The sequence below is a fragment of the Deinococcus aquaticus genome (assembly GCF_028622095.1).
Taxonomy (GTDB): Bacteria; Deinococcota; Deinococci; order Deinococcales; family Deinococcaceae; genus Deinococcus; species Deinococcus aquaticus.
Map to the genome: position 1 here is coordinate 1065001 of NZ_CP115165.1, position 25583 is coordinate 1090583.

Annotated in this window: 27 protein-coding genes and 1 pseudogene (1 of these 28 running past the window's edge); 13 read left to right on the forward strand and 15 right to left on the reverse strand. The window is 70.4% G+C overall.

Features of this window, described 5'->3' with window-relative positions; genetic code table 11:
- The 3 genes from M8445_RS05140 to M8445_RS05150 all read right to left on the reverse strand — a co-directional run.
- Window positions 1-774, reverse strand: partial view of an ABC transporter permease gene (locus M8445_RS05140; RefSeq protein WP_273990155.1) — the 5' portion only. The gene continues 342 nt to the left of window position 1, outside the view; 774 of the gene's 1116 nt are visible here — the first part of the coding sequence; its start codon is at window positions 772-774; its stop codon lies off the left edge, out of view.
- Between the two features lie 202 nt (window positions 775-976).
- Window positions 977-1891 (reverse strand): glycine betaine ABC transporter substrate-binding protein, encoded by a 915-nt coding sequence (locus M8445_RS05145; protein WP_273990156.1) that lies wholly within the window; start codon window positions 1889-1891, stop codon window positions 977-979.
- 96 nt (window positions 1892-1987) lie between these two features.
- The gene (locus M8445_RS05150) at window positions 1988-2281 is read right to left on the reverse strand and encodes an Lrp/AsnC family transcriptional regulator (protein WP_273990157.1); all 294 of its coding nucleotides are present in this window, start codon (window positions 2279-2281) and stop codon (window positions 1988-1990) included.
- 95 nt (window positions 2282-2376) lie between these two features.
- Here M8445_RS05150 and ahbA point away from each other — a divergent pair, with 95 nt between their 5' ends.
- Window positions 2377-3435, forward strand: a complete 1059-nt coding sequence (ahbA, locus tag M8445_RS05155; RefSeq protein ID WP_273990158.1) for a siroheme decarboxylase subunit alpha — start codon at window positions 2377-2379, stop codon at window positions 3433-3435.
- Window positions 3436-5065: 1630 nt separating this feature from the next.
- A complete protein-coding gene (locus tag M8445_RS18320) occupies window positions 5066-5590 on the forward strand; it encodes a hypothetical protein (RefSeq protein WP_420704101.1) in 525 nt (174 codons plus the stop codon).
- 14 nt (window positions 5591-5604) lie between these two features.
- Here M8445_RS18320 and M8445_RS18325 read toward each other — a convergent pair.
- Window positions 5605-5703, reverse strand: a pseudogene (locus tag M8445_RS18325) (E3 binding domain-containing protein); the annotation flags it as partial.
- Between the two features lie 329 nt (window positions 5704-6032).
- Here M8445_RS18325 and M8445_RS05165 point away from each other — a divergent pair.
- The 5 genes from M8445_RS05165 to truA all read left to right on the forward strand — a co-directional run bounded on the left by M8445_RS05165 (window position 6033) and on the right by truA (window position 11529).
- Window positions 6033-7100, forward strand: coding sequence for a Glu/Leu/Phe/Val dehydrogenase family protein (locus M8445_RS05165; RefSeq protein ID WP_273990160.1), 1068 nt, complete (start codon window positions 6033-6035; stop codon window positions 7098-7100).
- Window positions 7101-7111: 11 nt separating this feature from the next.
- A complete protein-coding gene (udk, locus tag M8445_RS05170; protein ID WP_273990836.1) occupies window positions 7112-7711 on the forward strand; it encodes a uridine kinase in 600 nt (199 codons plus the stop codon).
- A gap of 222 nt (window positions 7712-7933) precedes the next feature.
- The gene (locus M8445_RS05175) at window positions 7934-9739 is read left to right on the forward strand and encodes a DUF5693 family protein (protein ID WP_273990837.1); all 1806 of its coding nucleotides are present in this window, start codon (window positions 7934-7936) and stop codon (window positions 9737-9739) included.
- Window positions 9736-10713, forward strand: a complete 978-nt coding sequence (gene csaB, locus M8445_RS05180) for a polysaccharide pyruvyl transferase CsaB (protein WP_273990161.1) — start codon at window positions 9736-9738, stop codon at window positions 10711-10713. The genes M8445_RS05175 and csaB overlap by 4 nt, the downstream gene beginning before the upstream one ends.
- 6 nt (window positions 10714-10719) lie before the next feature.
- Window positions 10720-11529 carry a tRNA pseudouridine(38-40) synthase TruA gene (gene truA, locus M8445_RS05185; RefSeq protein WP_273990162.1) on the forward strand — a complete coding sequence of 270 codons (810 nt, stop codon included), beginning with the start codon at window positions 10720-10722 and terminating at the stop codon, window positions 11527-11529.
- Here truA and M8445_RS05190 read toward each other — a convergent pair.
- The gene (locus M8445_RS05190) at window positions 11481-12158 is read right to left on the reverse strand and encodes a class I SAM-dependent methyltransferase (protein WP_273990163.1); all 678 of its coding nucleotides are present in this window, start codon (window positions 12156-12158) and stop codon (window positions 11481-11483) included. The two genes, truA and M8445_RS05190, sit on opposite strands and share 49 nt — an antisense overlap.
- A 71-nt stretch (window positions 12159-12229) precedes the next feature.
- On the opposite strand from M8445_RS05190, the gene M8445_RS05195 reads away from it, so the two are divergent.
- Window positions 12230-12757 (forward strand): hypothetical protein, encoded by a 528-nt coding sequence (locus tag M8445_RS05195; protein ID WP_273990164.1) that lies wholly within the window; start codon window positions 12230-12232, stop codon window positions 12755-12757.
- Window positions 12758-12773: 16 nt separating this feature from the next.
- Here the strand turns inward: M8445_RS05195 and M8445_RS05200 are convergent, their stop codons facing one another.
- Window positions 12774-13604 carry a class I SAM-dependent methyltransferase gene (locus M8445_RS05200; RefSeq protein ID WP_273990165.1) on the reverse strand — a complete coding sequence of 277 codons (831 nt, stop codon included), beginning with the start codon at window positions 13602-13604 and terminating at the stop codon, window positions 12774-12776.
- A gap of 63 nt (window positions 13605-13667) precedes the next feature.
- Window positions 13668-14927, reverse strand: coding sequence for a cytochrome P450 (locus M8445_RS05205; RefSeq protein WP_273990166.1), 1260 nt, complete (start codon window positions 14925-14927; stop codon window positions 13668-13670).
- An 82-nt stretch (window positions 14928-15009) separates the two neighbouring features.
- Between M8445_RS05205 and M8445_RS05210 the strand changes: the two genes are divergently transcribed.
- The gene (locus M8445_RS05210) at window positions 15010-15657 is read left to right on the forward strand and encodes a hypothetical protein (RefSeq protein ID WP_273990167.1); all 648 of its coding nucleotides are present in this window, start codon (window positions 15010-15012) and stop codon (window positions 15655-15657) included.
- A 55-nt stretch (window positions 15658-15712) separates the two neighbouring features.
- Here M8445_RS05210 and aguB read toward each other — a convergent pair whose 3' ends face one another.
- The gene (gene aguB, locus M8445_RS05215) at window positions 15713-16603 is read right to left on the reverse strand and encodes an N-carbamoylputrescine amidase (protein ID WP_273990170.1); all 891 of its coding nucleotides are present in this window, start codon (window positions 16601-16603) and stop codon (window positions 15713-15715) included.
- A 125-nt stretch (window positions 16604-16728) separates the two neighbouring features.
- Here aguB and thrC point away from each other — a divergent pair, with 125 nt between their 5' ends.
- The 4 genes from thrC to M8445_RS05235 all read left to right on the forward strand — a co-directional run bounded on the left by thrC (window position 16729) and on the right by M8445_RS05235 (window position 21033).
- Entirely contained in the window at window positions 16729-18174 is a 1446-nt protein-coding gene (thrC, locus tag M8445_RS05220) for a threonine synthase (RefSeq protein WP_273990171.1), read from the forward strand.
- 39 nt (window positions 18175-18213) lie between these two features.
- Complete coding sequence (locus tag M8445_RS05225) at window positions 18214-19230, forward strand: potassium channel family protein (RefSeq protein WP_273990173.1); 1017 nt, start codon at window positions 18214-18216, stop codon at window positions 19228-19230.
- A 37-nt stretch (window positions 19231-19267) separates the two neighbouring features.
- On the forward strand, window positions 19268-19945 hold the full coding sequence (locus tag M8445_RS05230; RefSeq protein ID WP_273990175.1) for a DsbA family oxidoreductase: 678 nt from the start codon (window positions 19268-19270) through the stop codon (window positions 19943-19945).
- Window positions 19946-20262: 317 nt separating this feature from the next.
- Window positions 20263-21033 (forward strand): VOC family protein, encoded by a 771-nt coding sequence (locus M8445_RS05235; RefSeq protein ID WP_273990176.1) that lies wholly within the window; start codon window positions 20263-20265, stop codon window positions 21031-21033.
- A 73-nt stretch (window positions 21034-21106) separates the two neighbouring features.
- Here the strand turns inward: M8445_RS05235 and M8445_RS05240 are convergent, their stop codons facing one another.
- The 7 genes from M8445_RS05240 to queF form a co-directional block, all read right to left on the reverse strand.
- On the reverse strand, window positions 21107-21466 hold the full coding sequence (locus tag M8445_RS05240) for a GNAT family N-acetyltransferase (RefSeq protein WP_273990178.1): 360 nt from the start codon (window positions 21464-21466) through the stop codon (window positions 21107-21109).
- A gap of 22 nt (window positions 21467-21488) precedes the next feature.
- Window positions 21489-21872, reverse strand: coding sequence for a hypothetical protein (locus tag M8445_RS05245; RefSeq protein WP_273990179.1), 384 nt, complete (start codon window positions 21870-21872; stop codon window positions 21489-21491).
- Window positions 21873-21875: 3 nt separating this feature from the next.
- Entirely contained in the window at window positions 21876-22958 is a 1083-nt protein-coding gene (locus tag M8445_RS05250) for an agmatine deiminase family protein (RefSeq protein ID WP_380090903.1), read from the reverse strand.
- A 97-nt stretch (window positions 22959-23055) separates the two neighbouring features.
- Window positions 23056-23781: a 7-cyano-7-deazaguanine synthase QueC gene (gene queC / locus M8445_RS05255; protein ID WP_273990182.1), complete on the reverse strand. Its 726-nt coding sequence runs from the start codon at window positions 23779-23781 to the stop codon at window positions 23056-23058.
- Window positions 23782-23836: 55 nt separating this feature from the next.
- Complete coding sequence (locus M8445_RS05260; protein WP_273990184.1) at window positions 23837-24529, reverse strand: 7-carboxy-7-deazaguanine synthase QueE; 693 nt, start codon at window positions 24527-24529, stop codon at window positions 23837-23839.
- A 4-nt stretch (window positions 24530-24533) separates the two neighbouring features.
- Window positions 24534-24944 carry a 6-pyruvoyl trahydropterin synthase family protein gene (locus tag M8445_RS05265; RefSeq protein WP_273990185.1) on the reverse strand — a complete coding sequence of 137 codons (411 nt, stop codon included), beginning with the start codon at window positions 24942-24944 and terminating at the stop codon, window positions 24534-24536.
- Window positions 24945-24948: 4 nt separating this feature from the next.
- Complete coding sequence (gene queF, locus M8445_RS05270; RefSeq protein WP_273990186.1) at window positions 24949-25431, reverse strand: preQ(1) synthase; 483 nt, start codon at window positions 25429-25431, stop codon at window positions 24949-24951.
- Window positions 25432-25583: the final 152 nt, after the last annotated feature.

Genomic DNA, 25583 nt, shown 5'->3' on the forward strand with positions numbered 1-25583 from the left:
GCCGTTTCTCAGTACCGGCAGCAGCGCGTACAGGGTCATGGCCGTCAGGGCCGGGGTGACCCCGATGCCACTCACGCCCGCCTCCCGCAGCGCCGGGAAGGCGTTCGCCAGGGCCGAGAGCGGCGCGATCAGCAGGCCCAGCAGCGCCAGGCTGGGAATGGTCTGCACGGCGTTCGCCACGCCCAGCACGGCCCCCGCCACCCGCTCGCGCCCGGACGCCCATACGGCCAGCGGCGCGCCGATCAGGACGGCCAGCCCCAGCGCCGTGCCGACCAGCCGCAGATGCTGCGCGAGTTCCTGCACCCAGCGCGGTCCCTCGCTCCGGCCCTCGACCAGCACCGACCAGCTCGACAGCGTGCCGGTCAGCAGCAGCGCCGCCAGTCCTGCCACCCACAGCAGCCCGGTCCAGGCGGGACCGCCCGCCGCGCGGGTACACAGCCGCGACCCGTACAGGGCCACGCCCGCACCCAGCAGCGTCAACCACGCGCCGCTGGCGGCACTGGCCCGCGCGAAGTCCGCCTGCCCGACCAGAGCCGCGCCCGTGCGGGTGCCCAGCAACCACACGGCCAGCAGCAGCGCCAGGGTGGCCGGCACCCAGGTCAGCGCAGGCCGCCAGCGGGCCACTGCGAGTGGGAGCAGCGCCAGCACCAGCAGCGCCGCCATCCACACGGGCGGCAGGCGCAGGTACTCGCCCGGTGCGAGGCGGTTGGGGCGCAGCAGCACCCACGGCAACCACGCCCCCGCCAGCATCGGCAGGGCAGCCAGGGCCAGCACCGCCTGAACGTCGCCCCGCGCGCCCGCACCTGACCGGCCGGCAGAGGCAGGGCCAGCAGAAGAGGGGGCAGGCAGCCTCTCGGCTCCCACCCCCCTGTTCCCCGGATTACTCATGGACGGCCCGCACGCGGGTGGGGAAAGTCCCAGCGCGGAAAGAAACTCCGGCCGGCCCACCCCAGTGCAGCGCCCTGACCCACGGCGGTTACTTGATCAGCCCTTTGGCTTTCAGGTACTCCTGCGCCACGGCCTGCGCCGTGCGGCCTTCCAGCGCCACCTTGGCGTTCAGGCCCTGCATGGTCGACTGGGACAGCGTGGCGAAGGTCCTGTTCAGGATCGCCTCAATCTGCGGGTTGGCTTTCAGGGTCGCCGTGCGGATGATCGGGGACGGCTGGTACACCGCCTGCGCGCCCTTGGGGTCCTTCAGGGCCACCATCTTCAGCGCGGCCAGCGTGCCGTCCGTGCCGTAGGCCATGGCGGCGTTCACGCCGTTCGTGCCGTTCGCGGCGGCCTGCTGCGTCTGGGGGGGCGTGGCGCCCGCCAGGATCAGCTTCTGGTCGGCCTTGAGCTTGAAGCCGTACGCCTCTTCAAAGGCCGGCATGGTGTCGGGCCGGTTGAAGAACTCGGGGCTGCCCGCCAGTTTCAGCTTGCCGCCGCCGTTCACGTAGCGGGCGAGGTCCGCGACCGTGCCCAGCCTGGCGCTCTTCGCCAGGGCCTCGGGCACCGCGATCACCCAGGTGTTGTTCACGGCGGCAGGCTTGAGCCACGTGACGCCGTTCTTGCTGTCCAGCTGACGCGCCAGCCCGTAGATGGTGCCGGTGTTGCCCGCCTGCTTGGCCGTGATCTTCGCCTTCGGGAACAGGTACACGGCGTTGCCGGTGTACTCGGGGTACACGTCGATTTCGCCCGCCAGGATCGCCTTGCGGTTCACGCCGGTATCCCCCAGGTTCGTGCGGTCGGTCACGTCCAGGCCCGCGTTCTTCAGGGTCAGGACGATCATCTGACCCAGAATCTGCGCTTCGGGGTCGAGTTTGCTGCCCACCACGATGGGCTTGGCGGACGCGGCGCTGGACAGGGCGGCGCCCAGAAGCAGGGCAGGCAGAAGCAGTGTGCGGGTCATACGGTCAACGTACCCGCCGCCCCAGGAGGCACAGGTAGGGCAGGTCACAAAACCCGCAGGCCTCTAAAGACTTCTTAAACCCGCTGTGCCTACCCTCTAACGCTCCTGGCTCTCGTCGAGTCCTACCCCGAACCCCTGATCCAGCAGCGCCTCGTTGTACGTGCGGAACGCCAGCATCGTCTGCGTGCGCGCGATGCCCTCGACCTTGCGCAGGTGGCCGGTCACCACGTCGTCCAGGTCCTCGTAGCGGGCGAGTTTCAGGATCGCCACGATGTCCCACTCGCCCGTCACGGAGTACACCTCGCGCACGCCCGGCACGCCTGCCAGCGCCTCGGCCGTCTCCTGCACCCGCTGCCGCTCTGCCTGCACCATCACGATTGCCGTTACCATGTCCGCCATTGTGCGCCCACACCAGCCCCCACTGCACCCGCCTGACCGTTCGTTCGGGGACGTTTCGCCGCCCCGCCGGCGCGTATTGTGCAGACATGACCGCACCCGCCGCCGCGCCCAAGCCTGCCCCCACGCCACGCGAGCAGCTCCTGAACCGTATTCAACGCGACATCCCCATCACCCGGCGGCCCTACGCCGTCATCGCCCAGGACGTCGGCCTGACCGAAGCCGAGGCCCTGAGCATCCTGCGTGAGGTGAAAGCAGAGGGCGTGCTGCGGCAGGTCAGCGCCATCTTCGACACCCGCACCCTGGGCTACCAGAGCAGCCTCGTGGCCGCCGTGCACGACGAGGACCAGCTCGACGCCGGGGCCGAGATCGTGAACCAGCACCCCGGCGTCAGCCACAACTACAAACGCAACCACAGCTTCAACCTCTGGTACACCATCGCCGTGCCGCCCGAAAGCGACCTTGAGGCGCACGTGCAGAAACTCCACGAACTCAGCGGCGCGCGCCTGACCCGCCTGATGCCCACCCTGCACCTGTTCAAGATCGGCGTGGAATTCGACATGACCGGCAAGGAAGACTGGAACGCCAAGGCCAAACCCCAGTACACCAGCGAGCAGCGCAACATCGGCTACGCGGTCACGGACCTCGACCGGGCCTTCGTCACGGAATTCCAGAAGGACCTGCCCGTCACCGAGGAACCCTACGCCGACGCCTGCGCCGCCCTGGGCCTGAGCATCGATGAGGTCGCCGCACACGCCGAGAAGATGAAAGCCGCCGGAGCGCTGCGCCGCGTGTCCGCCGTGTTCCGCCACCAGAAAGCCGGCTTCACCTTCAACGCCATGGGCGTCTGGGCCGTCCCGCAGGACAGCGTGGCCGAGGTCGGCCGCCAGATGGCCGAATTCAAGGCCGTCTCGCACTGCTACCTGCGCCCCACCTACCCCGAATGGCCCTACACCATCTTCACCATGGTCCACGGCCGCAGCAAGGAAGAAGCCTTCGGGAAGATCAACGCCATCGAACAGGAAGTCGCGCAGGGCGTCGCCCACGACATCCTGTACTCCACGAAGGAATACAAGAAAGTGCGCCTGGAATTCTATAAACCGGAATTCTACGGCTGGGCCAAAGAGCACCTGGGCACCGAGGCGTAACCAGGGAGGTGGGCAGAAGGTTGACCCCCTTCCTGCTCAGGCACAGCGAATTCAGGCACAACGCAAAAGAACCGCCCCGTAACGTGGGGCGGTTCTTTACGTTGCGGGCGCTTAGAGCACCAGCAGGATGGGCTGTTCCAGCGCCTCGGCCACCTGGGCCAGGAACTTCGCGGCGCGGGCGGCGTCCACGTCACCGTTCAGGCTCAGCGGAGCGCGGCCATTCTGCATGCGGCCCACGCTGAGGGTCAGGGTGTGCGGGTAGTGCAGGTCATCCAGACCGTGCGCGCCAGCGTCCACGATCAGCAGGTCCGGGGTGTCGCCGTCGTACGCGGTGTCCAGCTGCGCCAGCGCGTCACGCAGGCTGCCGGTCCCGACCGTGTGCGCGTGGCTCTCGCCCTGCACGGCCACGCTGCCGAGGCTCAGGGTGTCCGCGTGACGCTGCGCGGCGCGGGCGACCAGCAGGCCCAGCGGAAGCGCCTGATCCAGCGCGGCGCTGACCTGACCCTGCAGGTCATGCAGCGCGGTCACGTTCGCGTCGCGGCGCAGGTACGCGCCGAACCACACGGCGTTCGCCGGGCTGCCCTCGCCCTGCGCGTGCACGACCTGCGTGGAGTTGGTATCGGCCACCGCGACCGGCGCGACCAGCACCTGGGGTTCCTGCGCAGGCTCGGGCTGAAGCTCCTCAACCGGAGCTTCTCCAGATTCCGTGTCCTGTGCGTCGTCCGCTGCGGGCGTCAGTTCAGCCGCCACGGGCGCGGTGACCTCCGCTTCGACCTCTTCGACGGGCTCCTGTGCGGACACGGGCTCTGCGGCGGGCTCTTCTGCGGGCTCGTCCACGGGGTCAGGCTCGACCGGAGCGGCTTCAATCGGCGCTTCCTCGACGGGTGCCTGCTCGGTGGGGCTGGCGTCCACCGTGTCTTCTGCGGCTGCGGGGGCCGCCTCTGCCACTTCAACCGGCATTTCATCGGTCGTGACGTCCCCGGTGCTCGCGGCCTCGACGGGAGCGATTTCCGCAACGGGCGCCGCGTCTTCAAGGGGCGCCGCGTCTGTGGCAGGTGCTGCGGCCTGGGTCTGTTCCGTCTGGGTCGGTTCCGTCCAGGCGTGATCGTCGGCCTCACGGCCATCCGTCCAGGTGGGCATGGCGGGCGTCCCGGTCTGTTCAGGCTCGGGCATGGTTGCCGGCACTTCCGGCTGGGCAGCGGGGGTCTGGGCGGCCGGGGTGGGGTCGAAGTGGAAGGCGGGCACGCTGGTGGGCTCCGCTTCCGCCGCAACCTGCACATCCGGGGTCTGCGCATCCGGAATCTGCGCGGCGGGTGTCGTCAGATCGGGCAGGTGGACCGGGGGTGCGGTGACTTCCGGCTCGGCTGCCACGGGTGCCGTGAAGGCGGGCGTGTTGATGTCAGGCGCAGTGATGTCAGGCGTGGTGGCCTGCGAGGCGGCTTCCGGCGCGGGTTTCTGGTACAGGCGCGAGAGCAGACTGCCCAGGCCGGCGGCCAGTCCGGTCGCGGCGGCGGGCGCGGCAATGTCGGCGACCTGCGGAGCGGCAGGGGCCTGCGGTGCCACCGCCTCCATGACCGGGGCCTCCACGACGGGAGTCTCCATGACAGGTGCTTCCACGACGGGAGCCTCCATGACAGGGGCTTCGATGACAGGGGCTTCCATGCGGGGGGCTTCCACCACGGGCACCTGCATGACGGGCTCAGGAGTGACCGGCGCCTGCATGACAGGTTCGGGCGCAGTGGGCATCGGCGCCGAGAAGACCGGCGTGGCGAAGGCAGGGGCCGTCACTTCCGGCACGGCCGGTGCCACGGGGGCCGCCGGCATGGGGGCGGGGTCCGTGAAGCTGGGGGTACTGAAGGCCGGGGCGGGCGCGTCGGGCGCACTGTCCTCGTCGTCCAGTTCGAATTCCAGGTCCTCGTCGGCCAGGGTGCTGGCGGCCGGGGTGGCGGGCACCTGCGGCGAGGCGGTGCGCGCCTGCTCGACGAACGCGGTGATGTCGGTATCGACGCCCGCGCGGCTGAGCATGTCGGCGTTCATGCCGGCCTTGTTCAGCATGTCGGCGCTGGGGATTTCATCCCCGGTCCAGCCGGCGGGGGTGGGGTCCACGGGCGTGCTGGGCGGATCTTCCTCGCCGCTCATGACGCGGGAGAGGTAATTCAGGATGTCCTGTTCGACGATCATCCCGCCGCTCCCGGTCCCGTTGAGTTTCTGCCAGTCAATCCCGTTCGCTTCTGCCAGAATTTTGGCGAGCGGAGCAATCCGTTCCATTCAATTCCCCCTTTGTGCGCCCCATTGTAAGGGACTCCAGTCCGCCGGAACGCCAAGTTTTTCCACGTGGTTACAGTGAACCACGCGGAAGGCCGGGCGAGAGACCAGCATGAGCATGGTTGCAGGGTGACGAGGGGCGTCTGACAGCGTTCTTTCACACCGTTGCCGGCGGGCCCCGGCGGGCTGGTCACACGGCGCGCAGGGGTGTGGTCAGGAGGCCCTGCACATCCCCCCACAGGCCGCTGTTGCGGCGGCGGGCGCGGTGGTAGGCTACGGGGCGTTACCGCGCGCCGCAGCAGTGGCGGGCGGGGGCGGCACAGGAGTCCCGAATGCTAATACTTGAGGAGATGCAGTCACGCGGGCATGAAGCCCTGACGTTATTGCACCACGCTCCCAGTGGCCTGCGCGCCGCACTGGCGATTCACTCGACGGTGCTGGGGCCCGCCATTGCCGGCGTGAGGTTACGAGAACAGGATGAAGAACTGGCCGTGCGGGGCGCGCTGGCGCTCTCGGAAAGCCTGACCCTGAAAGCTGCGCTGGCCGGACTGAACTACGGCGGCGGCGCGTGCGTCCTGATGATGCCGGAATCCGGCGTGGAAGACCCGCACGCCAGAGAAGCGCTGTTCCGCGCGCTGGGCCGGCAGGTGCGGCCCATGGAGTCCCGGGTGGTCCTGACCGAGGACATCGGGGTCAGCCCGGCCGACATTGCCTTCGTGGCGCAGGAAACCGGGTCCACGCTGGGCATGCACACCGACACCAGCTCCGTCACCGGGTACGGCGTGTACCGGGGCATGAAAGCCGCCGCCCGGCACGCCCTGGGCTCCGAGAGCATGCGCGGCGTGCGCGTGGCCATCATGGGCGTCGGGGCAGTCGGCCGCGCGCTGGCCGTTCACCTGCACCGCGAGGGCGCCCGCCTGACCGTGGCCGACGACCGCCCGGAGCGCGCGCAGGCCCTGGCCGACTCGCTGAGCGGCGTGACCGTCGTGGGGTGCCATGAACTGCTGGACGCGCCGTGCGACATCCTGGCCCCCTGCGGGTACGGGCACACCATCCGCAGTCAGGACGTGCCGCGCCTGCAGTGCCGCCTGATCGCCGGTGGCGAGCACCACCCCCTGACCCGCCGGGGTGAGGAGGCCGTCAAGGAGGCCGGAATCGTGTACATGCCAGACTTCGCCATCAACTCTGCGGGGCTGATCTCGGCCGCCACGGGCCTCGACATGAACCAGTCGGCCGAGCGCATCTACCAGACCGTCAACCGCATCACGGGCGTCGCCGAGCAGTACGGCAAGGCCACGCACGTCGTGGCGCGCCGCATGGCCGAGCGCCGCATTGACCTGATCGGCAGTCTGGGTGCCTGCTCGACTGGCGGTCTGGGCGGCGGCGGGAGGAGCGCGTGAGCGTTCCGTTCATGATCGGCGTGGCCGGCGGTTCCGGCAGCGGCAAGACCACCGTGACCCGCCGCGTGATCGAAACGGTCGGGCGCGAGGGCGTGGCCGTCCTGAACCAGGACAACTACTACCGCAACCAGGACGACATTCCCTTCGAGTCCCGCCTGAAAACCAATTACGACCACCCCGCCGCGTTCGACTGGGCGCTGCTGGGCCGGCACGTGGACGCCCTGCTGTCCGGCGTGCCCATCGACATGCCCGAGTACGACTTCACGAACCACACCCGCTCGGCGCAGACCACCAAGGTCCTGCCCGGCCCGGTCGTGGTGCTGGAGGGATTCTTCGCGCTGTACGACGAGGCGTTGCGCGCCCGCATGCACCTGAAAGTGTTCGTGGATGCCGACGCCGACGTGCGCTTCATCCGCCGCCTGCTGCGCGACACGCAGGAACGCGGCCGGACGCCCGAAAGTGTGATTGAGCAGTACCTGGAGTACGTGCGGCCCATGCACCTGAGTTTCGTGGAACCCACCAAACGCTACGCGGACGTGATCATCCCGCACGGCGGCATGAACGAACCGGCGCTGGACATGCTGGCCGCCCGCATCCGCACCACCATCTGACGCGGCCCGCCCGGCTGGCGCCGGCGTCTACCCGCGCCGGACACTCCCTGAGCCAGACGCTCCTTTGGATGGACGACCCGGCGGGCGGGGCCGCCGCAGCATGAACCGCTGCCCGGCCCCGCCCGCCGATCTGACCCGCTTCCCGTTCCCGCTGTTTCTCCCCTTTAGGATGTGCCTGTGACCGATGCTGCCCCCACCCGCGACGCGCCTGCCCAGGGCGGAATGACCGTTCCGCCGCCGTCCCGTCACCCCTGGACTCCGGCGCTGCTGGGCCTGATCCTGCTGTCCCTGATTCCGGCGCTGCTGCTGGCCGTCGGGCGCGTGAACTACGAACGAGGCGAGAAGACGGCCGCGCTGGTCATGGATTACCCGGCCGTGGCCACGCAGGCCCGCCGGTTCGGTCTGGAACCGCAGGCGCTGATGGACCGCTACCAGAAACTGGGCGTGAACAGCGTCGCCATCTACGAGGACGTGATCGGGAACCTCGTGCAGCGTGGCGAGGTGTACCAGCGCAGCGGCGCGGACCTGAAAGCCGACTTTCCCGGCGCGGCCGTGAACCCGCAGAACGTGTACCTGCGGTCCCTGAAGCCCGGCGTGGCCGAGGGCCTGCCTGCCCGCTTCACCATTCCGACCCGGCAGGTGCAGGTCGGCGGGTTCACCTGGACCGAGTGGCCCACCGACCCCACCTTCCTGCCGACCGGCCCGAACGCCGCCCTGATCAGCGAACTGAAGGCCAAGGGGTACATGATCGTGTACCGCCCGTACGCCGACGACGCCCTGCGCGACCCCGGCGCGGACTGGCCGGACGTGCCGTTCATCGCCTTCAACGGCGAGGAAGTCATCGGGGCGCGCACGCCGGAACTGCTCGCCCGGATCAACGAACGCATGGGCAAACGCATTCCCGCGCTGATCGAGGCGACCCCGCAGCGTGGCCTGGACACCCTGATCGCCACGCACGGCGCGGCCCGCGCGTTCAGCGTGAACCCCGCGTGGCAGAACCGCCTGGACCCCATCACGCTGGCCAGCAAGTACAACCTCGCGGCCCGCGAGCGCTCCATGCGCCTGCTGTACCTGCGCCCCTACCCGACCATCAACGAGACCGAGGACCTGCTGACGCGTACCACCGAACTGCTGGGCAAGTCCGGCGTGAAGATCGCCGAGCCGGTCATCACGCCCTTCGCCGAGAACACAGTGCTGCGCCTCCTGAGCCTGATCGGGCCGGTCGCGGCGCTGCTGCTGCTGGGCCTGAGCTTCCCGCTGGTCCGCCTGGGCCTGCTGGTCGCCGCCGCGAGCGGCGCGCTGGCCCTGGGTCTGAACCGCTTCGATCCCTTCGCGGGCGGCGCGCTGATCGCCGCCGTGACCTTCCCCGCGCTGGGCATGGTGCTGCGCCGCGCCCGCGTGACCGACTGGTTCATCGCGACCGGCCTGAGCCTGTGCGGCGTGCTGTTCGTCTCGGCGCTCGGCGCGAACCGTGACAGCGTGTTGGGCCTCGAACCGTTCCGGGGCGTGGGCCTGACCCTGGCGCTGCCGCTGCTGCTGGTCGCCCTGAGCTTCCTGCCCCGCCAGGACCTGCGGCAGACCGCGCGGGACATCTACAAAGCGCCCATCAAGCTGGGTGACGTGGTCGTGATGGGCCTGGCGCTGGCCGTGTTCGCGCTGGTGTTCCTGCGGCGCGGGAACGCCACCGGCGCCAGCGTCAGCGACACCGAGGCCCGCATCCGCCAGGACCTGCAGGACAGCCTCGTGCGCCCGCGCTTCAAGGAGATGGCCGGACACCCGCTGGGCCTCATCGGCCTGAGCGGCGCGCTGCCCGGTTACTTCGGCGCGATGCTGATCCTGGGCGGCGTGGTCGGTCAGTCCAGCATCCTGAACACCTTCTCTCACTTCCACACGCCGCTGCTGATCAGCGCCACCCGCTGCTTCCTGGGCCTGGGCATCGGATTGATCGCCGGTCTGATCGGCATCTGGCTGGTCCGCACGGCGCTGCGCCTGTGGCACACGTACGGCGCGCGGCCGGTGAACGCATGACCCGCACCACCGTCACCGTCAGCGGCTACTACGGCTTCGGGAACACCGGTGACGAGGCCATCGCCCTGGCCATCACCCGCGAACTGCGCAAGTACAGCGCCGAGCCGCTGCTGCTGTCGAACACCCCCGCCGAGACCGCCCGCACCTACGACTGCCAGAGCGCCGAACGCATGAAACCCGCCGCCGTGCTGGGCGCGCTCATGCGCTCGCGCGTGCTGCTGTCCGGCGGGGGCGGCCTGCTTCAGGACAAGACGAGTGCACGCACGCTCACGTACTACCTGGCGATCATCCGCCTCGCGAAATTCATGGGCCGCCGGGTGGTCGTGTTCAACCAGAGCGTCGGCCCCCTGAGCGAACAGGGCGGCCGCCGCGTGGCCCGCGCGCTGCGCGGCGTGACCGTCATCGTGCGCGACCAGGGCAGCCTGGACACCCTGGGCAGCCTGGGCGTGCGCGCTGAACTGGGCGGCGACCCCGCCCTGCTGCTGAGCGCCGCGCCCACCGTGCGCGACCTGAAACGCGTGATCGTCGCCCCGCGCGGCGACGTGACCGACGCCACCGCGAAACTCAGGGACGTGATCCGCCGCCTGCAGGCCGAGGGCCGCCACGTCACCGCCCTGAGCTTCATGCCCGACCACGACGACGAGGCCGCCCACAGCCTCGGCGCGAACGACGTGATCAGCACCCGCGACCCGCAGGTCGCGCTGGACGCCATCGCCGCCAGCGGGTACGTGATCGGGGTGCGCCTGCACGCCGTGATCCTGGCCGCCGCGACCGGCACGCCCTTCAGCGGCGTCGCCTACGACCCCAAGGTGCAGGGCTTCTGCGCCGACGCCGGCGCGCCCGCCCACCCCACCGACCTGAACGCCGAACAGGTGGCCGAGGAAGCCCTGCGGCGCGTCGTGCCCGACTGGAACGCCGTCGAGGACATGAAACTCCGAGCCGCGCAGAGCTTCGGCCGCGCCCTGAACCGCTAGGCGCCCATGACCCGCCCGGACTACCGCCCCCCCGACGGGCACCGCCGCCTGCTGCTGCACGTCGCCTGGGACGGCGCGCCCTACGCGGGCTGGCAGTCCCAGCCGGCGCTGCCCAGCGTGCAGGACACCCTGCACGGCGCGCTGGCCCGGCTGGGCGGCGGTGAGTTCCGGCCCGTCGCGGCCGGCCGCACGGACGCCGGCGTGCACGCCGAGGCCATGCCCGTGCACGTGGACGTGCCCGACACCTTCCGCGTGCCCGCCCCGAAACTGGCCCGCGCGCTGAACGCCCACCTGCCGCCCACGGTGGCCGTCCTGCACGCCGCCGAGGCGCCCGCCGGGTTCCACGCGCGGTTCTCGTGCACCGAGCGGCAGTACGTGTACCGCCTGCTGGTGCACCCGCAGCGGCACCCGCTGTGGCATGGCCGCGCCCTGCACGTCCCGCAGCCCCTGAACCCAGGTGCCATGAACGCCGCCGCCACCGCCCTGACCGGCACGCACGACTTCGCCGCGTTCGCCACCCAGGAAGACCGCCAGACCGTGCGCGAACTGAGGCTGCTGCGCGTGCAGCCCGGCCCGCTGATCTGGGAAATCCATGTGCGCGGCGAGAGCTTCCTGCGGCACATGGTGCGCGGACTGGTCGGCACGCTCCTGCTGGCCGGGCAGGGCCGCCTGAACCCCGAGCAGGCCGAGGGCATCCTGCACTCGCGGCAGCGGTCACAGGCGGGCGCGAACGTGCCCGCGCACGGCCTGTCCTTCACCGGTGCCCGCTACGAGGGATTCGACACTGACGAGGGCTTTGAGGCCAGCACCACGTAACGCTCCTCGCGGTACGGCAGACCGTCCGGCCCCGCGTGCGCGTCCCATTCGGGGAGGCGCTCCGGCTCGTTCATCCACTCGCAGCGGGTCGCCCAGTCCTGCCGCGTGGGCACGCGCGCCCTCACGCTGACCCGCCACTCACCCCGGACCTCCCACCCCACCGCCGCCAGCCGCTCGGGCACCTGCGGCACGTCCAGGCGCGGCCCCACGTACAGGAACTCCGCGCCCGGCGCGGCCAGTTCCGGCAGGCGAAGGATCACCGACGTCGGCCCCCGGCGCGACACGATCAGGTCGAAGGGACCGCGCAGGTCCGGGGGCACCTCGCCCTTGGCATTCCACTCGTGCACGTCCGCGTGAGGGGCATACACGCGCGCCTGCGCCACCAGCTCCGGCACTGCGTCAAACGCCGCCCAGCGCCCCGCCAGCGGCCCGAACCGCGCCGCGTCCGGCCCATGCCCGTACCCAGCCTCCAGCACCCTGACGGCTGGCCCCAGCCGCTCCGTGAGGAGGGCATCGAACGTCAACTCCGGGTCCGGGCCGTCCAGCACCCGCGCCCAGGGGTGCCGGTACCCGCCCAGCTCGCGGGCCAGCCGTGCGTACCACTCCTTCGAATGCGGTATCAGCGTCACCCCACCAGCGTGACACGAGCCTCAAGAGTTGACCTGCGCCAACCTGCCTCCCACCCCGCTACGCTGCCCACATGACCCTGCATGCCTTCACCGGCCCGCGCCCCTCGCACGACGGCGGCCAGGGCACCGTGCGCGGCGCGTTGGTCGGCTGCGGTCCCCTGAGCGCCGCGTGCCTGCTGCGGTGGCACGCCGACCGGCTGGACGTGCCCCTGCCGCCGCGCGACGCCCTGGCCGCCGAACTGCTGACCGCCCAGCGGGCCTTCATCGTCCCTGCCAGCGGCGGGCAACGCGCCGTGCTCCCGTGGGACTGGCTGACCGGCACGAACGACTGGCTGCGCGCACAGGCCCTTCCGCTGCGGGCACGCGGCCTGTGGGGCGTGCGTCGCGCCGACGCGCTGGAACGCCACCTGCACCGCCTGTTCACCGCCGGGACGCCCGCCGTGGGCCTGGAATTCAGCCCACGCCTTCAGCATTACGGCCTGCTGAGCGCCTACCAGCCCGGCCCCACCCTGCGCGCCACGCTGCTCGTGGACGGCAGCGACCTGCACCTCGCGCCCCGCGTCGGCTTGGGCGGCGTGTTCTGGATCGAGGGGCGGTAGCGCTCAGGGGGGCGGATCAGGCCCGCACCCCGGCGGCCAGCAGGTGCGGGCTGATGCCCAGCAGGGCCGGGTCGCGTTCGGTCAGGCGCAGGGCGCGCAGGATGCCCTCGCGGCGCGCGGGGTCGCGCATGGCGGCGTCCGGGTCGCGCAGCAGCGCGGCGGGACCCTCGACGGCGTACACGCTCACGTCCCGGAAGCCCGCGCCCGTCAGTTCCCCCGCGAGTTCGTGGGGGTGATGGTAGTACGCGTCCGTGAAGTGTCCGCGCCTGTGTTCGGGGTTGTGGTGCCTGCCGGTGCGGTAAGTGTGCTCGCGGATGGGCCGGGCGTACGCCTCGTCCAGCGCGTCCCCCTCTTTCGTGAAGTCCCCGGCGATGTCGGCGGCGCGGGTGATCGCGGCGGCCAGCACCACCCCGCCGGGCCGGACGGCGCGCGCCGCTTCGGCCAGTGCGCGGGCGCGGTCCCGCGGGTCGGTCAGGTGGTACAGCGGGCCCAGCAGCAGCGCCGCGTCCGCCCCGGCATCCGGGTAGGGCAGGGCGCGGGCGTCCCCCAGCGTCACGGACGACAGGCCCGCCAGCGCCGGATCGGCCCGCAGGCGCTCCGCGTGACCGGGCATGGCGTCCAGCGCGTGCACGGCGTACCCGGCGCGCAGCAGTTCCCGCGCGTACACGCCCGCACCTGCCCCCACGTCCAGCACCGTCGCGGGCGCGGGGGGCAGCAGGCGCGACAGCATCTCCAGTGTGCGCATGAACTCGATCAGGCCCAGGCCGCGCGTCAGGCGGTCATGCTCGCGGTCCTGGGCGTAGTACGCGGCGATCTGCGTCAGGGTGTCCGGGGTGGCGTCTGGCATGTGCCAGGGTAGGCGAGGCGGCCCGGCAGGCGGAATGCGCCGACTGGCCTATCCGAGACTGGCCTACCCGAGCCGGACCCTGAGTTCCTGCGGGCCGCGCAGGACGAGGTTCGCCTTGAATGGGGGGTGGGGGTCGGTGACGGTCAGGTTCGGGGAGCGGCGGGCGAGCGCGGCGTACACTTCCGCGATTTCCAGGCGGGCCAGGGACGCGCCCAGGCAGTAGTGCGCGCCGGCGGCGAAGGCGAGGTGCCGGGCACTGTTGGGGCGGTCCCAGTCGATGCGGTCGGGGTCGGGGAATACGCCGGGGTCGCGGTTGGCGGCGGCCAGCAGGGTCTGCACGTGCGCGCCGGCCGGGAGGGTGATGGGCTGGCCGTCCGCGCCGGTCGTGGTGAGGTCGCCGGCCAGGGTGCGCCCGTCGAGTTGCACGGGGGAGACGACGCGCAGCAGTTCGTCCGCGACGTTCGGGTGGTCGGGGCGGGCGACCAGGGCGGCCCAGGCCTGGGGTTGCCGGGCGAGTTCGAGGAGGCCGCCGGGAATCAGGTTGCTGGTCGTTTCGTGCCCGGCGGCCAGGAGCAGCACGGCGTTCGAGAGCAGTTCGTCGCTACTCAGGCGTTCGCCCCCGTCCTGCGCGGCGGCCATGGCACTCAGCAGGCCGGGTTGCGGGTCGGCGCGCAGTTCGTCGGCCAGGTCACGGAAGTACGCGCGCATCTCGCTCGCGTCCGCCTCGATGCGGGCCAGGAGGTCCGGGTTGCCTTCCGCGCCGCCCAGCAGGTCCGCGACGCTCTGGGTCCAGCGCATGAATTTCGCCTCGTCGTCGCCGCGCAGGCCCAGCATCCGCATGATCACGCGGGCCGGCAGGGGCGCGGCCAGTCCGGCGACGAGGTCCACGTCCCGGTCGGTGGGCAGGGCGTCCAGCAGGTCGTTCAGCACCGCCTGCACCAGTTCGCGCTGCGCCTCGACCACGCGCGGTGTGAAGGCCGCCTGCACCAGCCCGCGCAGGCGGGCGTGCGAGGGGCCGTTGTGGAACAGCATCATGGGTTGCAGCAGTCGGGTGCCCTGCGTGTCGCCCGGCATCTGCGAGATGATGGCTCCCGAGCGCGCCAGCGGGGAGCGCAGCACGGCGCTGTTCACGGCGTGCGACGTGACGAAGGTCATGCCCCATTCCGGCACGGGCAGCACCCCGGGCGGGTTCAGGTCGCGCAGCGCCGCGTACGCCGGGTACGGGTCCGGGAGGGTCTGCGGGTGCCACAGGGCCTGCACGGACGCCTGCACGCGCTGCTGTTCGGGCGTGAACTCCACCTGGGCTGCCACCGGATTGGTCATGCCCCAGCGTGCGCCCCGGTCTACTCGACCCTCAAGCACCCGCGTCGAGTAGACGTGGCCGCCGCTGCGATACGCTGCGGGCATGCCGCGAGCCTGGACGCGCCTGGAAGACCCGCACGCCGCCCGGCTGGCCCTGAACCCCGCCTACACCGACCTGCTGCGCCTCCTGATGACCCGCGAGTGGACCGCCGCCCCGCTGGCCGCCGCTGCCGGGCAGGCCCTGAACGCCGCGCACCACCGTCTGGGCCGCCTACAGGATGCCGGGCTGATCCGCGTGACGCGCCTGGAGGCGCGCCGGGGCCGCCCGCTCAAGTACTACCGGGCCGTCAGTGACGCCCTGCTCATCCCGTACCACCTGACCCCGCTGGGCAGCCTGGAAGACCTGATCTCGCTGCACGAGGACACCTTCAGCGACCGCTTCCGGCAGGCGGTCGTGCAGGCCGGCGTGCCCCTGGTCCGCCGTGAAGAGGACATCGCCGTGCGCCTGTACCGCCACGCGGGCAGCGTGGTCATGGACGTCACGCCCACTGCCGAGCATTTCGACATGCACGATCTATTACGTCCAGAGGCGCCCGCCCTGACCGTCGAGTGGGGCACCCTGCACCTGACCCGCGAGGATGCCAAGGCCCTGCAACGCGACCTGCACGATCTGCTGGGCCGCTACGCTGCGCGGGGCGGCCCGCACCCGCATCTGTACCGCGTGAACCTCGCACCCGATACCAGCGAGTAGGGAGTGGGGAGCAGGGAGTGGAGGCGGGGACGCCGATCCACTTCCCACTCCCGGTTCAGCCTCTGCGGGTCACGCCGTCCAGGGTCAGCAGCGGGCCGTACAGTTCGGGGCGGCGGTCGCGGAAGAAGCCCATCCCGGCGCGGAATTTGCGGGCCTCGGCGATGTTCAGGGTGTGGATCAGGGCGCCTTCCTCGGTCTCGGCCAGTTCCGCGACGATCTCGCCGGTGTAGTCGCTGACGAAGGTGTGCCCGTAGTACGTCTGGTTCAGGCCGCCCACGACCTCGGTGCCGATGCGGTTGGCGGCGGCCACGTACGTGCTGTTGCTCACGGCGTGGCCGACCATGGCGCGCTGCCACATGTGGTGGCTGTTCGGGGTTTCCACCTCGGCCGGTTCACTGCCGATGGCGGTGGGGTACAGCAGGAAGTCCGCACCCTGAAGCATCATCACGCGGGCCGTTTCCGGGTACCACTGATCCCAGCAGATGCCCACGCCCACGCGCCCATAGCGGGTGTCCCAGACCTTGAAGCCGGTGTCGCCGGGGTTGAAGTAGTACTTCTCCTCGTAACCGGGGCCGTCGGGGATGTGTGTCTTGCGGTAGTTGCCCAGGAGGGTGCCGTCCGCGTCGATGCACACGAGGCTGTTGTAGTGCGCCTGCCCGGCCGCCTCGAAGTAAGAGACGGGCAGCACGACGCCCAGTTCGCGCGCCAGTTCCTGAAAGCGCCCGATGAACGGGTGGCCCTCGAGCGGGTGCGCCAGCGCGAAGTACTCCTCGCGTTCCACCTGACAGAAGTACAGGTTCTCGAACAGTTCCGGCAGCAGGATCACCTGCGCGCCCTGCGCGGCGGCGCTGCGCACGTGACCGATGGCGCGCGTGACGTTGTCTTCGAGTTGATCCGTGACGTGCATCTGCACGACGGCCAGCTTCACGGTGTCGGGGGCTCTCATGCCCCCACGCTACCGGATGGGCCGGGTGAGGATGGTGCGCCCCGCCTTCAGGCGGCCATGACGACAGGCCGGTCTGGCTAGCCCCCGGCGCCGTCCGGGGCGCGGGCGGCCTTTAGAGTGACCGTATGAAGTACGTTTCCACGCGCGGCATGCAGGACCTGGGGAGCTTCTCGGACGTACTGCTCTCGGGACTCGCCCCGGACGGCGGGCTGGCCATGCCCGAGAGCATTCCGACCTTCACGCCCGCGCAGATCGGAGCGTGGCGCGGCCTGAGTTACGCCGATCTGGCGTTCGAGGTCATGCGGCCCTTCATCAGCGACATTCCGGAAGATGACCTGCGCCGCCTGCTGCGCGCCACGTACACTGAAGAGGCGTTCCACAGCGAGGCGATCACGCCCCTGACCCCCCTGGGTGACGCGGGACCGGACGGGGGCGGCCTGTTCCTGCTGGAACTGTCGAACGGACCCTCGCTGGCATTCAAGGACATGGCCATGCAGTTCCTGGGGCAGGTGTTCGAGTACGTGCTGGAGCGGCGTGACGAGCATCTGAACATCCTGGGCGCCACCAGCGGCGACACCGGGTCGGCCGCCGAGTACGCCATGCTCGGCAAGGCCCGCGTGAACGTGTTCATGCTCTCCCCGCACGGCCGCATGAGTGCCTTTCAGCAGGCGCAGATGTTCAGCCTGCACGACGACAACATCTTCAACATTGCTCTGGAGGGCGTGTTCGACGACTGCCAGGACCTCGTGAAGGCCGTGAACGCCGACGCCGAATTCAAGGCCCGCTATGACATCGGCGCCGTGAACTCCATCAACTGGGCGCGGGTGCTGGCGCAGGCCGTGTACTACTTCCGCGCGTACCTGACCCTGAACCTGCCGGACGGGCAGGAGGCGGACTTCAGCGTGCCGTCCGGGAACTTCGGGAACGTGTTCGCCGGGTACCTCGCCCGCAGCATGGGCCTGCCCGTCGGGCAACTGATCGTCGCCACGAACGAGAACGACGTGCTGAACGACTTCTTCACCGGCGGCGTGTACCACGTGCGCCCGGCCGAACAGGTCGCCATGACCAGCAGCCCCAGCATGGACATCGGCAAGGCCAGCAACTTCGAACGCTACCTGTACCTGATCACGGGCAGCGACGCCCCGCAGACGCACGGCTGGTGGCAGGACGTCGGCGAGGGCCGCCCGGTGGACCTGCGCGGCACGCCGCACTGGGACGCCGTGCAGGCCAGCGGCCTGAAGTCCGGGCGCAGCACCCATACGGACCGCCTGAACACCATCCGCCGCGTGGACCGCGAGCACGGCCGCCTGATCGACCCGCACACCGCCGACGGCGTCCTGATCGGCGAGCGCTACCAGCGGCCCGGCGTGCCCATGATCTGCCTGGAAACCGCGCTGCCCGCCAAGTTCGAGGAAACCGTGCAGGAAGCAGTGGGCCGCCTGCCCGAGCGCCCCGCGCGCTTCGAGGGCATCGAGGGCGCCCCCAAGCGCTTCGAGGTCCTGCCGAACGACGTGCAGACCCTCAAGGACTTCATTACGGCGAAGCTGGCCGGGAAGTTGGCAACCATCTGAACGGAGCCCCCCCGGCCGCCCCGCCCTACACTGTTTCCTGTGGACCGCCGCCGCCTGTCCCTGCTGCTGGCCCTGATCGCGGGGCTGGTGCTGTTCGGCACGCTGGGGTACCGGGTGCTGGAAGGCTGGGGGTGGCTGGACTGCGTGTTCATGACGGTCATGACCCTCACCACCGTCGGGTACGGCTCGCCGGGGCCGCTCGGCACGGACGGCAAGGTGTTCAGCACCCTGCTGATGCTGGTCGGGATCGGCCTGATGCTGTACCTGCTGACCCTGCTGGCCGAGACGGTCGTGCGCGGCCTGACCGACCCACTGGCGGTGCGGCGACGAAAGGAGCGCAAATTGATTCACCTGCGGGGACATACGGTGGTGTGCGGGTACGGGCAGGTGGGCGAGGCCGTGTGTGTCGCCCTGCGCGGCGCGCGCAAGGACGTGGTCGTGATTGATCACCGGCCCGAGCACCTGGAGTGGGCGCAGGGGCAGGGCATTCACACGCTCGTCGGGGACGCCACCGACGAGGACGTGCTGCGCCGCGCCGGGGCCGAACGGGCCGAGTCGCTGGTCACGGTCATCAACAGTGATCCCAGCAACCTGTACGTGGTCCTGTCCGCCAAGGGCCTGAATCCGGCGCTGCGGGTGATCGCGCGCGCCAGTGACGAGAGCGCCGCGCAGAAGATGCGCCGCGCCGGAGCGGACGAGGTCGTCAACCCCTACCAGCTCAGTGGGAACCGCATCGCGGCCATGATGCTCGCCCCGCGCCTGAGCCGCCTGCTGAGCGGCGACGTGACCAGCGACCACTTCATCATCCGCGAGATCAGCGTGCCCGACACCCTGGTCGGGCAGACGGTCGAAGCCCTGGGCCGCGAGACGGGCGCGCTGATCGTGGCCATCTGGCGGGGTGGGCAACCCATCCGCTGCCGCGCCGGAGACGTGCTACAGGCCGACGATACCGTGCTGGTGGCCGGCGCCGCCGCCGAGGTGGACGCCGTCGAGGGACACCGCGCCGTCGGGGGAAGTGCCGCTGGGGGAAGTGTGGCGGGAGTGCAGCCCACCTGACCTTCCGTGCTGTGCGGGGGGTGCTAGCGTGCCCGGCATGACCGACACCCAGACAGCCGGCCCCCAGGCAACCCTCACGCAGCCCACCGACGTGTTCATCGACTTCCTGTGCCCCTACGCGTGGCGGGGCGTGGAACTCGCCGCCGTGCTGCGCGCCGGGGGCGAGGCGTTCACGCTGCGGCACTTCTCGCTGGTGCAGGGCAACCACGCCGAGAACGCCGGGCAGGCGCAGAGCGCGTGGTGGCTGACCGATCAGCCGGCCGGTGAGGGTAGCGAGTACCAGCAGGGCAGCCTCGCCGCGTTCCTGGCCGCGCAGGCCGCCGCCCGGCAGGGTGAGGATGCCGCCTGGAACTTCGCGCTGGCGCTGTTCCGCGCCCGCCACGAGCAGGGCCAGCCGCTGAACGCAGACACCATCCAGGCCGCCGCCGCGCAGGCCGCGCTGGACCCGGAACGCTTCGCCGCCGACCTGAGCGACGACGCGGGCCTGCGCGCCACGCTGCGCAGCGACCTGCAAGACGCCGCCGAAATCGGCGTGTTCGGCACGCCCACCTTCGTCCTCCCGACCGGCGAGGCCGCGTACTACCGCTTCGAGAACCTCACCCGCGACCCCGCGCAGGCCCGCGCGTGGTGGGACCTGTACGTGACCATCCTGCGCGACGGGGCGGGCGTGGCGACCATCAAACGCGCCAGGAACCGCCCCGCCCGCCGCGCCTGAACCGGACTCCGATTGGATGGTGGGCAAACACCATTCAATCCGAGTGAAGCGAGTAGGAGCTAGGCGGAGTCCGGGCGTGGAGTTGGCAACCCGGTTATTAACGCAACAGACGGCAGTCCGCATGACCGGCCGCCGGCGGTGCGGCCGCGTGAGCGGCCGCCCAAGGGCCGCCCCACCCGCCGTGCGCGGCTGCGGCCTACGCTCGGGGCATGACCCTGGCCCCGACCGCACTGAGCGGCCCCTCCCCGATTCTGGACCTTGCGGGCGTGACCCTGGAAGTCAACTCGCTGGAACGCGGCGTGCGTTTCTACGCGTAGGTGCTGGGCCTGCCGCTGCAACACCTGGACGAGGACCGCCGCGTCGCGCGGCTCGGCGTGAACGCCGCCCAGACCGTGACGCTGTGGCAGCCGGTCACGCGCCAGCCGAACGAGCCCTGGCTGGCGCCGCTGCGGGCGCGCGGAGCGGGGCACCTGGACCTCGCGTTCCAGGTGCGGCCCGAGGACCTGCCCCGCTGCCGGACCCTGCTGGACGCGCACGGCCTGCCCTGGCAGGAGATCGACCTGGGCACCCCGGACGCCCCGGACCCCACCCTGTACTTCTTCGATCCGTTCGGGCACGGGCTGGAACTGCGGACCGTGAACCGCCACGATCCGCGCCAGCCGCTGTGCCCTGCGCCGGATCACCCCCTGACGCCTGACCCGCACGCCCTGCCGGTCCTGGGCCTGCGCGAGGCGGCCATCGCCTTCGGGGACTACGCGGCCATGAAGGCCCGCCTGCCCCGCGCGTACGGCTTCGCGTTCGCCAAGGAGCAGGACGACCGGGACTTCGCGCAGTTCACGCTGGGCCCCTGGCCGGAACCCGACGGGAACGGCACCCCGCACCGCTGGCTGTACGCCTGGGACCCGCAGGTGGGTCTGGCCGACATGCTGGGCGGCGACCACGCCCTGCTGGAGTTCTACGCGGACGTGCCCGCCGTGGCCGCCCGTGTGCAGGCCGAGGGGCTGCCCTGCGTCACTGACGCCGGCCGCCTCGCTGTCCGCGACCCGGAAGGGCACGTGTTCGTGTTCCGCCCCGCGCCGACTGACTAAATGCGGGTCAGGCCGCTGCGGCGATCCATGTGCGCGGCGTACGCCGGATCGAAGCTGAGCAGCAGGACGGCCATTACGCCGTGCTCGTCTGCACCAGCGTGAACCCTGCCGCCCGGAACACCGCGAGCAGGTGCGTCAGCAGCCGCAAGTACACCCCGCGTCCCTGATGCTCCGGCAGCAGGCCCGTGTCGGCCATGTACACCGTCCGCCCGTCCAGCGCGTGCGCGTGGTGCCAGCCGACCAGCGCCGCGCCATGGTACACGCCCCAGTTCCACGAGTCGCCGGGCGGCGGGGCCGGACGCACCGGCGGGTCGAAGGCGTACAGCGAATTCCCGCCGAAGATCCGGTCCTCCAGCCGCGCACACGTCTCCCGGTAGTCATCCAGCGAGATCGGGCGGGCCGAGTACCCGCCGCCCAGGTCAAGGTCAGTCACGCCGTCACTCTGGCACGCGCGGTCAGCGGACGTGGTTCATGTAGAAGTTGTAGACCTGAGCCTGCCACTCTGCGTTCCCCTGGAGGGTGAAATGGATGTCCTCCAGCGGCACCTCGCGGCCCTGGGCGTCCACGAAGCGTTCGCCGTCCAGCGGACGCAGGCCCAGCGTCTCCTCGATCAGGAACAGCAGGCGCGGCTCATCCAGCAGGTCGCGGAAACTCCCGAACGACACCTGCCGCCCGCTGCCCGGCGCGACGCTGCCCATGTACCGGGGCCGGGCCGCGCCGCAGACCGGGCAGGAGCCCAGCAGACCCAGCTGCTGCTGGTGCACCAGCCAGCGGTGTCCGCACGCCGGGCATTCCACGGTGCAGCTCGGCTGATCCTGCGGCAGGGGCTGGAAGGGCATGGGTCAGCCTTCCTGCGCCCAGGGCGTCCCGGTGGGTTGCTGCTGCGTGACGCAGTGGAAGCTGCCGCCGCCCTCAATGATCGCGCGGCTGCTCAGGCCGATCACCTCGCGGCCGGGGAACAGCGGCGTCAGGACCTCCAGGGCGCGGGCGTCGTTCGGATCGCCGTACTGCGGGACGACCACGAAGCCGTTCCCGATGTAGAAGTTCGCGTATGTGGGCGGCAGGCGGCCCTCCGCGCCCTCCAGGTAGGTGGCGGGCAGGGGCAGTTCCACGATGCGGAAGGGCTGGCCGTCCTGGTCGGTCATGGCGCGCAGGTCGGCGAGGTTCTTCGCCATGACCGCGTGGTTGGGGTCCTCGGGGTTGGGTTCGACGCTGGTGACGATGGTGCGCTCGTCCGTGAAGCGCGTGATGGTGTCGATGTGCCCGTCGGTGTGGTCGTTCTCCAGGCCGCCGTCCAGCCACAGCAGTTTCTTCACGCCCAGCGTCTCGGCCAGCAGCGCCGCGTACCCGTCCTCGGTCAGGCCAGGGTTGCGGGTGTCGGTCAGGAAGCACGAGCGGGTGGTCAGGCCCACGCCCAGCCCGTTCACTTCCAGGCCGCCGCCCTCCAGCACGAACGGCTGCGCCCAGCGCTGCGTGCCGAGGTGGCCGGCCACGTACTCGGGCACGCGGTTGTCGTGGTCCCAGTTGAACTTCCCGCCCCAGGAGTTGAACTGCCAGTCCGTCAGGGCCAGATCACCCTCACGCTTCACGAAGATGGGGCCGTTGTCCCGCACCCACACGTCATCCAGCGGCACGCGGTGATAGGTGACGTTCGCGCCGTCCAGACGGGTGCGGGCGTCGGTCTCGCTCTCCTCATCACGGACGAGCAGGTGCAGCGGCTCGAAGCGCGCGATGGTCCGCACGAGCCCGGCAAACTCGGCGCGCACGCCCTCCAGGTGACCGAACCACAGGTCGTCGTCGGCGGGCCAGCTCATCCAGGTGGCGGCGTGCTCGGCCCACTCAGCCGGCATGCCGAACCCCAGCTCGCGGGGCGTGGGGTCATGCGGGGCGTCGTGCGGGGTGGCGGCAGGGGAGAGATCGGACATGCCCGCCATTAAAACAGACCCCGGTGCGCGGATTGTCTGATGAGGCGGCATGGGCGCGGGCCGGGGGAGGAAGTGTCGCCTTCCGCCAGCCGCCTCCTTACGCCAGCTGCGCCTGCGCGTACCGGGTGGCGAGGTCCGGGCGGCCCGCCTTGATCAGCGCCTTATCCCGGATGCGGCATGAGTCGCACACCCCACACGGCTCCTCGCCCCCCTGATAGCAACTCCAGGTCACGTCAATGGGTACGCCCACCGCCAGCGCCTCCCGCACGATGTCCGCCTTCGTCTCCGCCTTCGTCTCCGCCTTCGTCATTTCCGCCAGGGGCGCCGTCAGCACCGCTCCGCGTCCCTCCAGGCCCGCCTTCGTCGCCAGATCCGCCAGCGTCTGATACGCCGCCAGATACTCCGGCCGGCAGTCCGGGTACCCGCTGTAATCCACCGCGTTGATGCCCAGGAACACCCGCTCGGCATCGATCGCCTCGGCCAGACTCAGGCCCACCGCGATAAACACCGTGTTGCGCCCCGGCACGTACGTCGGCGGAATCACGCCGTCCTCCGTCCCGTCCGTCGGCACCACCATGGATTCATCCGTCAGTGCACTCCCCCCGAACGACCCGATATTGATGTCGATCACCCGGTGCTCCGCCCCGAAATGCGCCGCGACCGTCGCCGCCCGCTCCAGCTCCACCGTATGCCGCTGCCCGTACCGGAACGACAACGCCGTACACGCGTACCCGTCCCGCACCGCCATGCCCAGCACCGTGCTCGAATCCAGCCCGCCCGACAGCAGCACCACCGCGCGCTTCTTGCCTTCAGCCATACTCATTCCTCCGAAAGACCCCTCACCCAACCCTCTCCCCAGGGAAGAGGGCTCTAGAAGCTCAATACCCCAGGGCCGTGTTGCCGCCGAGGGGGATGAGGCGTTTGTCGCTGTGCGCGTCGAGGTCGTCGGCGCGGTACAGCTTGTGCATCTGGTACCCGGCCCGCAGGCGCGGATTCTCCTTGACCGCCTGCGTGATGCCGTTCAGCACAGTCAGATTCCGCTCGCGAGCTTTACTCCACTCGGGGTGCAGCCAGATCACCGCCCCGTCCGGCAGGCCGGTCAGGGTGTCCAGTCCAGCCTGAATGTCACTCAGGTCGTGAACGATGATCTTCACCTCGTCCGCGAGTGCCACGACCTCCGGCAGTGGGAGTTGCCCGAACGGTTTGGGCGACAGCGTCACCCAGTCCAGTTCACCCCGCAGCGGTGCGATCCCGCTCGTCTCGATGTGCACCCGGCGGCCCAGCGCGTGCAGCGCGTCCGTCAGGGGGTTCAGGTCGAACAGGATCGGTTCGCCCCCCGTGACCACCACCACCGCGCCCTCTGGACTCTCGGCCCGCACCACGTCCGCCAGTTCCCCGGCGCTCATCAGGGTCACGCCGTCCGGGCGGTAATCGCGGTGCCACGTGCCGGCACTGTCGCACCACGGGCAGGACTGCGGGCAGCCGTACAGGCGGATGAAGTACGCCGCGCGGCCCAGGTGCACGCCCTCGCCCTGCCACGTGTAGAAGCGCTCGTACACCGGGTATTTCACGGCCTCACTCCCAGTACTCGCAGGAACTGTCGGGCGTTTCCCACAGAGTCACGTGCAGGCGCAGGTCCGCGCCGTCGTCACCTTCGGGCAGGTCGGCACGCACGCGCTTCATGGTGTGGCGGTGAATGTACGCGGCGACGACCTCGGCGGTCGTGTCGTCCCCCAGTTCCGGGATGTCGTTCAGGTATGTGTGATCCAGGCCGCCGGCATCGATGTCCTTCTTGGCCCACTTGAGGGTCTTGAAGTCCGCGACCATGATGGCGCGCTTCACGTGCGCGCTGGGGCGGAGTTTGTCACTGCTGAGTTCCATCCGCACGCGGTAGGTGTGCCCGTGCAACCTCCCGCACGGTCCGTCGTATTCGGTGATCACGTGCGCCGAATCGAACGTGAACTCCGAACTCAGTTTCCACGGCATCCGCTTACGCCCCCTGGTGATCGGGTGCCACGTACCGCACGGTGCAGATCGTGTTCAGGCCCCCACGCATGCCGTAATCACAGCGGATCTCCAGGCTCAGCGGGTTCAGCAGCGCCACCAGATCCGCCAGCACCCGCCGCGTCGCGTGCTCGTGGTAGATCCCCACGAAGCGGTAGCTGGTCAGGTAGTACTTCAGGCTCTTCAGCTCCACGCACGCCTCACGCGGCAGGTACCGGATCTCCAACCGCCCGAAATCCGGCAGGCCACTCCAGGGGCACACCGGGCTGAACTCGTCCGTCACGATCTCAATCTGCATCGGCTCGCCCGGATACCGCACCGGGTCGTCCACGCGCACGTGCTCGAAGGTGCCCAGCACCGCCGTATCGATGGCGTCCAGGCCCTGCACGTCGTAACGGCGGTCAAACCCGGGATTCTGGGGGCCGCAATCGGCCCCGGCGGTGGCCGGCGTGTTCACAGTGTTCGTCATGTTCTCTCCCTGACGGTCCCGCCGCTTGATACGGACAGGCCGGGACGACAGCACAGGTCGTCCAGTGGTGGGGGAGCCCGCACAGAAGACGGGCTCGCCGGGCATTATCCACCACGCCGGGAATAACAGTCAGGGACGAGCAAACACATGAC

What these genes read in the sequence shown, in the direction of transcription:
- truA (WP_273990162.1), top strand. Translation starts at nt 10,720, where the DNA reads ATGACCCGCCCGGACTACCGCCCCCCCGACGGGCACCGCCGCCTGCTG.
- queC (WP_273990182.1), bottom strand. Translation starts at nt 23,781, where the DNA reads ATGAGTATGGCTGAAGGCAAGAAGCGCGCGGTGGTGCTGCTGTCGGGC.
- ahbA (WP_273990158.1), top strand. Translation starts at nt 2,377, where the DNA reads ATGACCGCACCCGCCGCCGCGCCCAAGCCTGCCCCCACGCCACGCGAG.
- M8445_RS05230 (WP_273990175.1), top strand. Translation starts at nt 19,268, where the DNA reads ATGACCGACACCCAGACAGCCGGCCCCCAGGCAACCCTCACGCAGCCC.
- M8445_RS05265 (WP_273990185.1), bottom strand. Translation starts at nt 24,944, where the DNA reads ATGCCGTGGAAACTGAGTTCGGAGTTCACGTTCGATTCGGCGCACGTG.
- M8445_RS05245 (WP_273990179.1), bottom strand. Translation starts at nt 21,872, where the DNA reads ATGCCCTTCCAGCCCCTGCCGCAGGATCAGCCGAGCTGCACCGTGGAA.
- M8445_RS05165 (WP_273990160.1), top strand. Translation starts at nt 6,033, where the DNA reads ATGCTAATACTTGAGGAGATGCAGTCACGCGGGCATGAAGCCCTGACG.
- M8445_RS05210 (WP_273990167.1), top strand. Translation starts at nt 15,010, where the DNA reads ATGCCGCGAGCCTGGACGCGCCTGGAAGACCCGCACGCCGCCCGGCTG.
- queF (WP_273990186.1), bottom strand. Translation starts at nt 25,431, where the DNA reads ATGACGAACACTGTGAACACGCCGGCCACCGCCGGGGCCGATTGCGGC.
- M8445_RS05250 (WP_380090903.1), bottom strand. Translation starts at nt 22,958, where the DNA reads ATGTCCGATCTCTCCCCTGCCGCCACCCCGCACGACGCCCCGCATGAC.
- M8445_RS05175 (WP_273990837.1), top strand. Translation starts at nt 7,934, where the DNA reads ATGACCGTTCCGCCGCCGTCCCGTCACCCCTGGACTCCGGCGCTGCTG.
- thrC (WP_273990171.1), top strand. Translation starts at nt 16,729, where the DNA reads ATGAAGTACGTTTCCACGCGCGGCATGCAGGACCTGGGGAGCTTCTCG.
- udk (WP_273990836.1), top strand. Translation starts at nt 7,112, where the DNA reads ATGATCGGCGTGGCCGGCGGTTCCGGCAGCGGCAAGACCACCGTGACC.
- M8445_RS05145 (WP_273990156.1), bottom strand. Translation starts at nt 1,891, where the DNA reads ATGACCCGCACACTGCTTCTGCCTGCCCTGCTTCTGGGCGCCGCCCTG.
- aguB (WP_273990170.1), bottom strand. Translation starts at nt 16,603, where the DNA reads ATGAGAGCCCCCGACACCGTGAAGCTGGCCGTCGTGCAGATGCACGTC.
- M8445_RS05205 (WP_273990166.1), bottom strand. Translation starts at nt 14,927, where the DNA reads ATGACCAATCCGGTGGCAGCCCAGGTGGAGTTCACGCCCGAACAGCAG.
- M8445_RS18320 (WP_420704101.1), top strand. Translation starts at nt 5,066, where the DNA reads ATGACAGGGGCTTCGATGACAGGGGCTTCCATGCGGGGGGCTTCCACC.
- csaB (WP_273990161.1), top strand. Translation starts at nt 9,736, where the DNA reads ATGACCCGCACCACCGTCACCGTCAGCGGCTACTACGGCTTCGGGAAC.
- M8445_RS05150 (WP_273990157.1), bottom strand. Translation starts at nt 2,281, where the DNA reads ATGGTAACGGCAATCGTGATGGTGCAGGCAGAGCGGCAGCGGGTGCAG.
- M8445_RS05195 (WP_273990164.1), top strand. Translation starts at nt 12,230, where the DNA reads ATGACCCTGCATGCCTTCACCGGCCCGCGCCCCTCGCACGACGGCGGC.
- M8445_RS05200 (WP_273990165.1), bottom strand. Translation starts at nt 13,604, where the DNA reads ATGCCAGACGCCACCCCGGACACCCTGACGCAGATCGCCGCGTACTAC.